The organism is Lentilactobacillus sp. (assembly GCF_040773105.1).
Classification (GTDB): Bacteria; Bacillota; Bacilli; order Lactobacillales; family Lactobacillaceae; genus Lentilactobacillus; species Lentilactobacillus parabuchneri.
On record NZ_JAXGWW010000046.1, the window covers coordinates 1 to 13,100 of the forward strand.

At 43.6% G+C, this 13,100-nt stretch carries 13 protein-coding genes; 6 read left to right on the forward strand and 7 right to left on the reverse strand.

The window, feature by feature from the left end:
• A partial coding sequence (locus tag AB3112_RS03990) for a hypothetical protein (RefSeq protein WP_367333987.1) occupies positions 1-551 on the forward strand: 551 nt, incomplete at its 5' end.
• A 116-nt stretch (positions 552-667) separates the two neighbouring features.
• Here AB3112_RS03990 and AB3112_RS03995 read toward each other — a convergent pair.
• Complete coding sequence (locus AB3112_RS03995) at positions 668-1,504, reverse strand: hypothetical protein (RefSeq protein ID WP_084973950.1); 837 nt, start codon at positions 1,502-1,504, stop codon at positions 668-670.
• A 225-nt stretch (positions 1,505-1,729) separates the two neighbouring features.
• On the opposite strand from AB3112_RS03995, the gene AB3112_RS04000 reads away from it, so the two are divergent.
• Entirely contained in the window at positions 1,730-1,990 is a 261-nt protein-coding gene (locus AB3112_RS04000) for a hypothetical protein (RefSeq protein ID WP_084973948.1), read from the forward strand.
• A gap of 60 nt (positions 1,991-2,050) precedes the next feature.
• Here AB3112_RS04000 and AB3112_RS04005 read toward each other — a convergent pair whose 3' ends face one another.
• Together AB3112_RS04005 and AB3112_RS04010 are read right to left on the reverse strand one after the other, a co-directional pair.
• Positions 2,051-3,466 carry an MFS transporter gene (locus tag AB3112_RS04005; protein ID WP_084973946.1) on the reverse strand — a complete coding sequence of 472 codons (1,416 nt, stop codon included), beginning with the start codon at positions 3,464-3,466 and terminating at the stop codon, positions 2,051-2,053.
• Positions 3,467-3,484: 18 nt separating this feature from the next.
• Positions 3,485-4,450, reverse strand: a complete 966-nt coding sequence (locus tag AB3112_RS04010; protein WP_084973944.1) for a LacI family DNA-binding transcriptional regulator — start codon at positions 4,448-4,450, stop codon at positions 3,485-3,487.
• A 144-nt stretch (positions 4,451-4,594) separates the two neighbouring features.
• Between AB3112_RS04010 and AB3112_RS04015 the strand changes: the two genes are divergently transcribed.
• Positions 4,595-5,149, forward strand: coding sequence for a hypothetical protein (locus AB3112_RS04015; protein WP_179136529.1), 555 nt, complete (start codon positions 4,595-4,597; stop codon positions 5,147-5,149).
• Between the two features lie 543 nt (positions 5,150-5,692).
• Positions 5,693-7,483, forward strand: coding sequence for a glycerophosphoryl diester phosphodiesterase membrane domain-containing protein (locus AB3112_RS04020; RefSeq protein ID WP_367333988.1), 1,791 nt, complete (start codon positions 5,693-5,695; stop codon positions 7,481-7,483).
• 54 nt (positions 7,484-7,537) lie between these two features.
• On the opposite strand, the gene AB3112_RS04025 is transcribed toward AB3112_RS04020, so the two are convergent.
• From AB3112_RS04025 to AB3112_RS04040, 4 genes are read right to left on the reverse strand one after another with little or no spacing between them, the layout of a single operon-like run.
• The gene (locus AB3112_RS04025) at positions 7,538-8,863 is read right to left on the reverse strand and encodes a C1 family peptidase (protein ID WP_084973938.1); all 1,326 of its coding nucleotides are present in this window, start codon (positions 8,861-8,863) and stop codon (positions 7,538-7,540) included.
• A gap of 43 nt (positions 8,864-8,906) precedes the next feature.
• Entirely contained in the window at positions 8,907-9,419 is a 513-nt protein-coding gene (locus AB3112_RS04030; RefSeq protein WP_057909847.1) for an ECF transporter S component, read from the reverse strand.
• Entirely contained in the window at positions 9,419-10,006 is a 588-nt protein-coding gene (locus AB3112_RS04035) for a TIGR01440 family protein (protein ID WP_057909894.1), read from the reverse strand. Before AB3112_RS04035 ends, AB3112_RS04030 begins: the two co-directional genes overlap by 1 nt.
• Positions 10,007-10,009: 3 nt before the next feature.
• Complete coding sequence (locus tag AB3112_RS04040; RefSeq protein ID WP_084973936.1) at positions 10,010-10,873, reverse strand: PfkB family carbohydrate kinase; 864 nt, start codon at positions 10,871-10,873, stop codon at positions 10,010-10,012.
• Positions 10,874-11,093: 220 nt separating this feature from the next.
• On the opposite strand from AB3112_RS04040, the gene AB3112_RS04045 reads away from it, so the two are divergent.
• Both AB3112_RS04045 and AB3112_RS04050 read left to right on the forward strand, forming a co-directional pair.
• Positions 11,094-11,771: a YoaK family protein gene (locus tag AB3112_RS04045; RefSeq protein WP_084998232.1), complete on the forward strand. Its 678-nt coding sequence runs from the start codon at positions 11,094-11,096 to the stop codon at positions 11,769-11,771.
• Between the two features lie 355 nt (positions 11,772-12,126).
• Positions 12,127-13,100: 5-methyltetrahydropteroyltriglutamate--homocysteine S-methyltransferase (locus AB3112_RS04050; RefSeq protein WP_367333989.1), on the forward strand; the 974-nt coding region annotated here is incomplete at its 3' end.

Sequence of the window (13,100 nt, forward strand, 5' to 3'; positions counted from 1 at the left end):
ACGTTTCAAAGTCGTTAAAAATGACTAATGGGCATAAAACTGGAATTTTTTATAAAGTGACCAATGCAAAGCAGAGTATGAGTGGCTACATTTGGAAAGGTTATCTCACTAAGGGCGCTTTAACTAAGGGAAGCTATCCGGCTGGCTTAATTGATTCAAAATTAAATCAATCATTAATCAATTTATTTCCAGGTACCATTCCGGATAAGCAATTGCAACAAGTGGCTGAATACTATATTCACGCTGTCAATACTTACGAGCCGGGTGATACTTACTACGAATATGAAGGAAAAATCTTAGGCGCTGAGAAGCAAAAGAAAGCTAGTGGATTCTCCACGTACTCAGCAGTACCTGGTGCGTATAATCAGCTTCGACAGAATAAGGTCAGCTTTTTACAGTTTGAAAAAAATTGGCTTCAAAAGTATTTGAAGACTGATCATAAAACATTTTTTGATTTTTCTGGTTGGTCGATTGGTGCTTATGCATTTCCAAAAAATAGCATTTTTTATGGCATTATTATGATTGCACTATTGCCACCAACGGTTAAATAATGGGATTGAATAGTTTTCCAAAAATTAAACTGGGTCAAGTCAAAATCCATAAGAATTTTGACTTGACCCAGTTTTTTGGAAGTAAAGGAACCTACAGTAATGCCTTGAACTATCTTTTAATTTGGAACTGCAATAGTAAATCCGGGGGCCTCATCATCAATAAGACGGTGAGGATTATTGTAATAATAAATACCAATTTGATATTGGTTTAATGCACTTCGTTTCGTTTGACTATAACTCTTGTCTAAACCATCTTTGATTAATTTAAACCTAGTGTTATCAGAAATGCTTGGCTTGTAAAATCGCTTATTAAAATACCTTTGGACCGTTGGAAATTCAAGAATGTTTTTGTACCCATCAACTGTTGGGCTACTCCAAGCCCAGGGGCTGGCCCCGTTAGCAGCTTTGGTAAGCTTGATTGATAATTGAGTATTAGGAAACAACTTCAACACTTCACGGGTCAGTTTTTGTGATGGTGATTTTTTAATGTAATTTAGATATTCAGTGTCGGTATTGAAATAACGATAATTGATATTATTGAGTTGTTTATAGTTGGGATTAACGCCAGGGGTTAGGTGCCCATGCCAAATAATTCCTTGCAACTTGCTGCCTTCATTACCATTAGGGGTGATTCCTTGAACATAGTAATAAACTGATTTTTTCGAATTATGCGACAAAATGACGCTTTGATCGTAATATCGCCAGCTGTAATTTTTATAATGCTTCAAATTAGCCTTAACTTTTGTGTGCTGGCTGTTCCATAGATAAACATTTTTTGACTTATTTGTTAGATGATAAGCGCTGTTTGGATTATTGCCGACAATTTTTTTGACAACTGTATAACCTGAATCAGCCTTGGCATTGAGTGTCATCATAGTAACCCCAACCACCAAACTCAAAATAATCAGTGCACCCATTTTAGCTTTTGTTATATTAAATACTTTCCTGTTCATTATTAAAACTCCTCGCATATTTACCTTCAGTATAACCGATCAAAAGTAAAATTTAAAAATTAACGGTCAAGCAGCGATACCAAGGATATACAAGGAAGAAAATGATGATATTATCCTTGCTGTTGAAAAACTAATTTAACCCCATATTTATTCCCAACCATTACCTCTACAGCCGCCTGATGCGATACAATAGTATTAAATCACATCATAAGGCAGGTAATTAACATGCAAGCAAGCGGCATTGCCCATCGAAAAATTGATGAATCCTTCATTATTTATGACGGCGAAAATCAGAAAGCTGTCATGGACTTTTTAAAGCCGCTGGAAAGTCATATCACTAAGAAGAAAAATAAAATTCAAGTGATTACACAAAACGGCGCCACCTCCATCGAAGCGGGTCAAGTCGTCGTCAAGGGCTATCAAGACCGCATTGAGATCTTTTCTCAACCGGATTTTCTAGAAACCTATGAGATTCAAGGGGAATAGTCAACGGAAGTCAAATCAAAAGGGACGCTCATGTGAGTGCCCCTTTTTCTGATTCTGCATTTACATAACCCGCTTCTCTTTAGCTGCCCGTCGATACAATACGACCGCCAAGAGGATAATCGCTAAAATAATCATCCCCAACGCAAATCGATAAGCAAAGTGCATCCCGGCCACAAACCAGTCCGGATGCGCGTCGGGGTATGTTGTCACCCGTCGGCCAGCCTGGCGACTAATTCCAAAGTAAAGTAGAGACGTGGCCAAAGAAAGTCCAATCGTCATGCCAAAGTTGCGCCCCAATGCCGCGATCGATCCTGCAATCCCTTGAAACTCCGGTGATGCATTGCCCATAATCATTGGATTGTTTTGAAAGGCCCCGTTTGCCGTTCCAAACAACGCCAGGCCAATAATGAGCCACCAGATTGACCAGGAAGGCTGAATCAAAAGGAAGATAACTTCTGGAATCAAGAAGATAAACAGGGCATAAAAAGAAACCTTTTCGGCGCCAATGTGATCGGCAATGTATCCGCCCGTGGGTGCGCTGAAAATATTGAGCAACGGCACGGCCATCAAGATAAGCCCTGCAATCGCTGACGACAATAATAATCGGTCCTGCAAGTAAAATGGCATGATAACGTTGTTGAAATAACCGCAAGCATAGACCAGCATTGCCGACAGAATACCAAACGTAAATCCAAGGTTATGAAATATTTTAAGGTTGATCAGTGGCGCAGCGACTCGCTGTTCAATCACGAAGAATGCTGCGAATAATCCAATCGTCACTACCAGCAAGCTCAAAATTCGCCAATCGCCAAAGCCGATCATTTGACCCCAAAAGATCATCACAAAGAAGCTAATCACAGCACCAGCGTAAGTTGAAAATCCGGGAACGTCAACTTGAATTTTTCGCGTTGCACGGGGTGTCCGTGGAAAGAAATGATGACCCAATAAATATGCAATAATCCCAATTGGAACGTTGATGTAAAATATGTAATGCCAATTTAACCACGTCAAAATAAGCCCGCCAATTCCCGGGCCGGCAATATTTCCCACCTGAACAAACGAACTGTTAACCCCTAAAGCAATCCCATGCCGATGGGGCGGAAAAATATCGGTGATGATCCCAAAATTAGTGGCCATCGTCATCGATGCCCCCAAGGCTTGGAGTAACCGGGCGCCCAAAATCATGGGTAAATTCAGACTTAACCCGCAAAACAGCGAGCCGGTGACAAAGATCAGTGTCCCCGTCTGAAAGATCCGAACCCGGCCAATTTGATCTGATAATCTGCCAAAGAAAATGAGCAAGACACAAATTGATACCAAATAAACTGAAACGATCCATTCCGCCTGATTGTTGGGAACGTGCAAATCCCGTGACATTTTAGGGACAGCGATATTTACAATACTGGCATCGATTGTCGACATAAAGGACACAATCGACGTCGACATCAATAAGAGCCATTGATTCTGCTGTTTCATGTGATTCCCCTCTAACTCCTAGACAATTTGGTGGCCGACAATAATATGGCGGTTGGCCGCTTCACCATCTTCCGGCTTATCCAATAGCAGTTGAACCGCCGACTTGCCCATTTCCCCGGGATGAATGTCCACTGAATGAAAATGCGTATCGGTAAGCTCGGCAGGTAATGAATTGTTATAACCCAGTACCTCAATGTCTTTATCAGGGTAAATCATTTTGAAACGGTGGTACATCTTGAGACCGCTATAATCGTCGATAGCAACGATTCCGTCCATCTGTGGGTGATCCTTTATAAACTGGTCGGAAACGGCGTCATCGGCGTCAGGAATCGAAAAGACAACCGGTTGTTTGCCAGCTTGATTAATTGCGTCCAAATACCCTTTTCGCCGGTCAATTTCAAACGGCCAATCATTATGGGTTTGAACGAATACTGGATTTTGTGCGTGAAACTCATTAATCAAAAAATTGGCACCGTCAAAACCGGCTTTAACGTTGTCGTTATCAACATAAAGCCAATCCTGCCCCGCCGCTGGTTTTCCGATAGTGACAAAGTCCACGTCTTCATTTTGGAGCATCTCGATCACCGGGTCATTTTGGTGTGAGTACAGCAAAATAAAATGTTTAATTTGAGCCCGGGTGATCATTGATTTAACGTTATCAATAACCTGTTCGGTACTGTCGCCAATTGCGATTGACAGGACATAGTTGCGCTGATTCAATTGGGCGTTCATCCCCCGTAAAATGCCGACGTAAAAGATGTTGTCAACGACCCGATTATTTACCGGGAAAACAACTCCGACAGTGTTTGCTTCACGGTTGGTCAGATTTTTAGCATTATAGTTAGGCTGATACCCCAGCTTTTCTGCCATTTGATGAACGTTTCTGCGAGTCTTGATGCTGATGCGTTTATTGTCATTGAGTGCCCGTGATACGGTCGAAACCGACAGGCCCAGTCTCTTCGCGATGTCTCGAATTGTAACCATTTGTACCTGCCTCCCCTCTCCTAAATTTTACCCTTTTTCGGTTGCGATCTGATTAAAGTTTTGTATCAATTATTAATATTGAAGCGTACGACTAGATTTTGACAGTGTTATGTGATAATTTCAACATATGAGGTGATTATGGACATGAAAAAAAGCAAATCATTAGCCGCTATTTTAGTGGTCGTTGCAAGCTTTGCACTGGTATTGGCAGGCTGCAGCAGTTCCTCAAACAAAGGAACTTCAAAAAATGACAGCAGTAAGGCCAGCATGCAAAACGCGGTTCAACACAAGTCTGCAAAGGAAGTACTGACTTCAAATAAGAATCTATGGTACATGAACGGCTCGATCAATTATAAGAGCAAGTCGGGAATTGATGCTTACAGATTTGATCGCAAGAACCACACTGTCACGATTTATAGCGTTAATAAAATGTATAAGACTTATGATCAAGCCAAGAAGGCTAATGATTTGGATAAGCAAGGAACGCTGAAGTACACGTTTAAAAATAACTCGGACAACAATCCAGTTATCTATATGAAGGGGAAATTGTCAGACATCCCGATGCACCAAACCGTTTCGGTAAAGGATACCGTGTCTGGCAAGAACCACGACACAAACTTGAGTGTGACCGGCTATAAGGTCGTCCGCAATCTGGATGATGACCCGGCAACACAGGTATGGGTAACGCCGAAAAATTAGAGAGTGCGGAGCAAACCGTTTAACTACTAGACGCTGCACTTCGTTTGCGGTCGTCGGAGCATTAATTGAATCATCAGTTTTGACGCGTTATCGCGTCGAAAGTGGTGATTGGATTAAGCGGAGAAAGTTGGTTTGCGCAGCACGTTTAGTGCGCAACGAACCGTTTAACTACTAGACGCTGCACTTCGTTTGCGGTCGTCGGAGCATTAATGTAATCATCGGCTTTGGCGCGATTTTGCGGCAAAGCTGATGATTATATTAAGCGGAGAAAGTTGGTTCGTGGAGCACGTTTAGTGTGGAGCAAACCGTTTAACTACTAGACGCTGCTCTCCGTTTGCGGTCGTCGCCCACAGGACTAAACGCTGCTCTCCGCTTGCGGTCGTCGCCCACAGGACTAGACGCTGCTCTCCGTTTGCGGTCGTCGGAGCAATAATTGGATTGGATACTTCAGCCGAGAGCACAATGCTCCCGGCTTTTTTAACGCGCACGATTCCTCACTATGATATCATGAAATCGTCTATTCAAAGAGGAGATAATTGAAATATGAAGGATCAAAAGCTTTTAAGAAACGCTACGCGAACTTTCTTTCACAATTGGGGTGCCTACGTCAGTTTGCTCATCGTCATTAACCTTTTATTGAGTATAATTGTCGTTCCAATCATGGAATTCATGACAAGTGTGATTTTAAAATCAAATGGTGTACCTTACATTTCATATACGAATGCCGTCTGGCTGCTCACGCAAAAACCACTTGCAATCCTCGAACTCCTGCTATTATTAATTGCCATTTTTGCATTGGTCTTTTGGCAATTTGCCTTTACCCTTTATGGGATTGACAATATTGCCCTTCAGCAGAACATGACGCTTTGGCAAGTTTGCAAAAACGCGCTTTCAACCATGCAGCGTCTTCGAATCGGCAGCTTTTTATTCTTTATCGGCTACTTTATTTTAATTCTGCCACTCTCATTTGTGTACCTGAATTCTCCGTTGCTGGCAAAAGCCACCATTCCGGTCTTTATCCTCGATGATCTTGAAAAAAATCCACTGATCGCAATTCTCCTTGCCGTGCTTGGTCTACTGATCTTTTACCTTGGACTTAGATTGATCCAGGTGTTGCCACTCATGATTATTCACCAACAACGGGGCTTTCAAGCCGCTCGAAATAGTTGGCAGTTAACCCGCCACAACGGCTGGCAGTATCTCTGGCGAATTTTCCTACTTGGCATTATCAGCTTTCTTTCAACAGCCATCGTTTCATATGGCCTTTACTTCCTCCAAAAATTTCTGGATACGCAATCCAAACTGGTTGCCTTTATTGGTGCGGTTACGAATATGGGCCTACTCACTGTCTGGCAACGACTTGTCGCCTCGTTTAGCATGGTTGTTTTCATGCTGATTTTGCTAATGGTGTTGGATCAATCACACTGGCAGCGAAACACCTTACTGACACGTTTGCCGAAAAAGAGTCGGGTTAAAAGACGCTGGGTTGGGGCAATTTTAATCGGGTTGTTCTTATTCGCCGGAATTTCTTATAATGTCGTTTACCTTAAAGGCGCTTTGTTCAGCCAACCGGTCACCATTTCCCACCGGGGCGTTGATGACGGAAACGGCGTTCAAAACACCATTCCAGCCCTCAACCGAACCAGCCGGGAAAAGCCCGATTACGTTGAAATGGACCTTCATGAAACCAAAGATCACCAGTTCGTCGTCATGCACGATGAAAATTTGGCTAAATTAACCGGCGTTAACGCTGCTCCTTATCAATTAACATTGGGCCAAATTACCAAGCTAAAGGCCCGTGAAAATGGCCATCAAGCTTATATCCCGAGCTTTGACGCGTACTTAAAGGCTGCAGAACACGATCATCAAAAATTATTGGTTGAAATCAAAACCACTTCCCATGATAGCAAGAACATGTTGCAATTATTTATCAATCGGTATGAAAAACGGCTTCTACGAGACCATGATCACGTCCATTCACTGGACTATCGCGTTATTATGGGGCTCAAAAAGCATGCCCCTCGATTATTCGTCAGCTATATCTTACCTTACAATTTTTCGTTTCCTGAAACGAAAGCCAATGCTTACACCATGGAAGAAACCACGCTTAATCAGCAATTTGTCGGCGAGGCGCATCTTCATCGCCAACAAGTGTACGCTTGGACCGTTGACGACCAGCCGCATATGACACGGATGTTATTTCTAAATGTTGACGGAATTATCACCGACAATTTAACAGAATTGAAGACCACCATTCGTTCAACCTTTGACCACCCGTCGTATGCGCAACGTTTACTCATTTACTCCAATGAATTACAAGATGTTAATAATTAACCCGAATACTAAAAAAGAACCCCAGCCGAGGTTCTTTTTTAGTATTTACGGAAATTAGGCCAAGGAATCCCAAGCCGGCAATTCGATTGGTGCTTGTTCAAGCAATGCCTGCTGGTCATCTGACAGGTACTTTTTGTGGACAACCACCTCATAGACATAATCATCCATCCAATCGTCGTTCATGGTAAAGTAACCTTTTTCTCCGTTCTTGTCGCCCCAGGAATTTTCAACTTTCCATTTGGTCGGTGTATCACCGTTCAAGTCGACACCAGTAAAGGTCATGGCATGAGATACTGCGGCTTGATGATACTTCAACCGTGTTGCTTTGTCCATTTCTAAATCGGTATCAAATAGTTCTGAATAGCGGTACAAGTGGCTATCCAAAAAACCTTTTTTGCGGTCCATTTGCTCGAGGACATCGTTTCCAAACCACACCGTTTCACCGTCTTTAAGCTGGGCAATGGTGGCTTGTTTGAGCGTACTCATGGGTAAATTTAAAAATTCGATTTGTTTTCCGCCAGCCACGTTGTTTTGGCTCGGCAGTGAATAGAGCTTGTTGTAGGCTTTTTCCGGTGAATTCGACACCACCACATAGTCGTCAAGGTCAACGCCAAAGTATTGATCGTAAAACGCTTTGGGGGATAAACCCGAAATTTTGTGGTACTTCTTGTCATCATCTCGATAAGCAAAATCAACTGTCGTGGGTGGCTCCCCAAAAGAGTAGGCCGTGATTCGATACACGGCGCTTAACATTTGTTTTCGAGCCGCATTAATTTCGTCATCGGATTTGCCATCGTGAATCATCTCACGGAGCTTGGCGGCGTCAATCCGGAGCTTGCGGTTCATTACCGTGTCAAAGGCCCCGGTATTCTCAACATTGGCGGTTTCTGGAAAATCGCTCACCGGCACCACGCCATACTTTTGAACCAGGGCAGCTGCCATTGCCCACTGGCCACCGTCATCGCCGGGAAAGCTCAAATAAGCTTCAACTTCTCGGTCATCGGCTGGTCGACTGGCTGTGGCAATCATCCGGTCATAAAAGATATTTGCCCGTTCAATTTTGTCCCAAAAAAACAGATACTTCTGCGATAAATTGAAATCCTTAACCTGATACTTCTTGGCAAATTGATGGCGTAACGTATTCACCAGCGAAAATAACCAGCAACGGCCACTTTGTTTTTGATTGGTCACCGTTCCAGTTTGTAAATCGACTGAGAACACCGGGTTTAATCGAACTTGGGCCTCTGGATCCTGGGCCGCTTGATTAATGCCGTTTTGGGTAATGATTTTAGAAAGGACGTCGCTTTTTGGTGCATCCGTAAATTCTTGATGTAACTGGGTAAAATCTTCTGTTGTTAATTGATGATTATCTTCTGTCATTGTAGACATCCCTCCTCACAAAAAATGATTGATCATTTTGCAGTTAAATTCGTTTCTTTAATTTTGGCGTGACCAAATATGCGATCAAAGCCCCAACCAATCCTTGAATCAAATTAGTACCTATCCCGATGTAGCCGGCATACAGATTGTAGAGCACCGAATCGGCCACAAAGTAGCCCACCACCATAATGGCAATTCCAACCGACACCGCGATGAGTTTGGTCCATTTGCGATCGGCGTTCTTACCCGCAATTAAGCCAACAATCAAGCCTTCTGCACCATGGACAATGAGTGAAAACCACATGTACTGACCGTATCCGGAAATCAGATCCAGCAAGAATCCACTGGCCCCACCGACAACGCCACCAACTTTTGGTCCTAATAAAATAGCACTAATAAAGATTCCCGCATCACACAGATTGATATTTCCGTGAGTCATGGGAACCGGAATAATGAAGAACCGGCTGATTGCGACGGTAACCGCGATAAACATGGCCGTCAGTACCACCTTAAAAATGTCACTGCTGACCTTTCCTCCAACACTTTTTCGATCCATTATTGCTGTCCTCCCAATACATAATCTTCTTTATTTGCTGCCGTAAAATCATACATTGCCCGCTGACCACCAATCAGTTTAGGCCGTGATGATAGGCAAACCACGTTAGCCGCCCCGACCTTTTTATTGGTCATTCTAACCGGAATCTGAACGTATTTGACGTGCATCCCAATCTCCGTGCCACCAATATCAATTCCGCCAAATGCGGTGATGTGCTCAACTTCAACCGGATCATCCATCCGCTCGTAGGCTGCAACTTGAGTGCCACCGCCAGCGTGGATGGCCGGGACAACCGACACAATTTCCAGATTGTGCTGCTCAGCAACTGATCGTTCAACCAGAAGTGCCCGGTTAATGTGCTCGCAGCCTTGAATCGCCCAGTGAAGATTTCTTGGAAGTAAAAATTCCTCCAGCGTTGAAACGACAGCCTTGCCAATATCCAATCGGGAGTTCGTTCCCAACCAATCACCCGAAATGGCACTGGTACTGCAGCCAACGACAAAAAGTCCGTTTTTTGGAAACTGAACCTTGTCAAAATACTCAGTTAAGACATCTGATAAATCATGTTTGACCGTTGCTATATCCATCATTTACACTTCTTCCCCTGCTTGTCCTAACGTAAACTTTGCGACATCATATAATGTTTTGGTTAAATTCAACCCAAATTTGTGCTGAATGGCTGGTGCTTTACTGGTTAACCGAACTGCCTCATAGACACCATCAATCGACTTTTGAATCGCCATATCAAAATCCAAGTTGAGGTTTAAGTAACCAATCAGGAGTGCCGAAAATACGTCGCCAGTTCCATAAAAGTGACCATGAAGCCATTTCGACCCAACCCATTTGAGCTGACCATCACGCATATAAACACAACCAATGCCTTCATCTCGCAAAACGCCGGTCACAATCACCCGCGCTTTAGATTGGGTCTTCTCCTGACACTTTTTGATGGCGTGAACCAGTCGATCGTCATCGGCGTCAGATGCCAATTTTTCACCGCTTAATAAACTCAGTTCCGTGATATTTGGCGTCATCAATGTAGCAATTTCAACGAGGTGTTTGATGCTTGCCAGGTAGGCATCGTCAAAGCCTTCGTACATCTGTCCCCGGTCACCCAAAACCGGATCAATTAGCAGCGTCGTTAAATCCGATTTTGAACAGTAGTCGTACAACAAGTCAGCTGTACTGGATTTTCCGACGTAGCCGACGATCGCTGACTTGAATATCAAATCATCCAGCCCATTCCAGTGACCGGTTGCTCGCCTTAAAAAACTATCGGTGGTCAGTGTGGCTGGCTGACCAAATCCTTCTGTCTGAGTAGATAAAATCTCTGTCGGTAACGTGGCGGTCTGACTGCCAAAAGCCGACAAAATCGCAAGCGCAGCAGTTGCTGACAGTCGACCAACCGCAGAAAAATCTTCGGCAATTAGTATACTCGACTTGATAATCATCATCCTTCCAGTCATGATGCGTTACAAACATTGTACCCTATTAACGATCTAAAAGTTAGTAGCTTACACATTAAATGTAACAAGTTCTCATCAAAAAGTAGTTTAAGTATAACAAGAATTTTCAAAGAAACAATGGACAGTTTCTTTTTAGTGTCGAACTCGCCGATAACTCTGTTATAGTAGACCTGTAATGACATAGAGAAATTAGGAAAGCGTGATTATCATGAACTTTTCCACTAAAAATAGTCTGACAACCCTGGCACAAACATTCATTATGGGGTCCATTGATGCTTATACCTTTCAAAATTTTCACGGCTCATTTGTGAGCGCCCAGACCGGAAATCTGGTGGTCTTCGCTTATGAGTGGGCAACCAGGGGATGGCATACGGCCTATATTCGCGTGCCGGTATTGCTGGGATTTTTACTTGGGGCGTTTATCTCTCAAGCCTGTAAACACATTAAGCTCGATACGGATCGGCGCTTTAACGTCTTTTTGCTCTTCAGCATTCTGTTTCTTGGACTTTTAGGCTTGTCGACCCTGAACCATTTATCGATGCTGACGATGCTCTTTTGCCTCGGCCTATTTTCGGGCTATGAACTGACCGTCTTTAACAAAATCGGCAGTACCAGCGTCAATAACGGGATCATGACCGGAAACTTGAAGAATTTTTCCAACAACGTTTATGAGGGGATCTTCAGCCATGATCGGACGGCGATGATCAAAGCCGGCAGGTTTCTCAGTGGTATCTTGATGTTTATTTTGGGGATCGTCTTCAGTGCCTACGTTCTCCATGCGGCTGGTGATAAAGTCTTTGCGGCCGCAATTATCATCAATGTGGTTTTACTGGCGATTATCTATATCGACTTCAAACGAACACATCATCAGCCAACAATTAATTGACATCCCATTGAATTTGAGTTAAATTAAAAAGCAATTAGAAAACTTACGAAATATCAAGCTATGAGGAGAAGAGTAGCCACTCGGATCGATTTCAGAAAGCCTGGCAGATGAGAGCAGGTATCGAAATGACGGTGAAGATGAGCTCCAAAGGGCATTGTTCCGTTCACGCGGAATAATCGGTAGGAACCGTTAACTTCCCGGGTATCAATGGGTACCGTTGAGGCGTTGTTTGCAAAAGCAACGCGAATAAGGGTGGTAACGCGAGCATTCGTCCCTTGATTGTCAATATGACAGTCAGGGGGCGAATGCTTTTTTCGTAAGTGAAACTTTGACAGTATTTTAGGAGGATCTTCAAATGACAAATTCAATCGTTCAAACTAAATTTCCGTATCGTTATGATGTTGTTGGGAGCTTATTAAGAACACAAACCCTCAAGGATGCCCACGCCAAATTTAAAGCCGGCCAAATTACTGCCGCCGAGCTTCAACAAGTCCAACACAACGAAACCAGGAAAATTGTTGCCAAACAAGTTGACCTTGGACTCAAGGACATCACTGACGGCGAGTTTAACCGTAGTTGGTGGCACCTTGATTTTCTTTGGGGATTAACCGGCGTTGATAAATATGACTACCACAAGAGCTACAAATTCCATGGCAGCAAAACCCGTACCGATAATGCCGAATTATCCGGCAAGGTGGCCTTCAACCCCGACCACCCATTTTTTGAAAGCTTCCAGTTTCTTCAGTCGATTACACCGGACGGGACCACACCAAAGCAAACCATCCCTTCACCAACCATGCTCTTCCGTGACAACCGCAGCGATAACTGGCCAAAGTTCTATGACACCTGGGATCAATATTTAGCCGACGTTGCCAAGGCTTACCACGAAACCATTTTGCATTTCTACGAACTTGGTGCCCGCTACATTCAACTCGACGACACCACCTGGGCATTTCTAATTAGCAAGCTCCACGAAACCGCCGATGATCCGGATGCCCATGCCAAATACATCAAGTTGGCTGAAGACTCCGTCAAAGTCATCAATCAACTTCTTGAAGACTTACCTGCCGATTTAACCGTGACGACTCACATTTGTCGGGGAAACGTCAAATCAACCTTTCTATTTTCCGGCGGCTACGATGGGATTGCCGACTACCTCGGTCAGCTAAATTACAACGGCCTTTTTCTTGAGTACGACAGCGAGCGGGCCGGTGACTTCACGCCACTTGATAGGATCTGGAATGGCGACAAGAACAAGCGGATTGTTCTGGGATTAATTACGTCCAAGGCACCAAAATTAGAGGATAAAGATGCCGTCATTAATCGTAT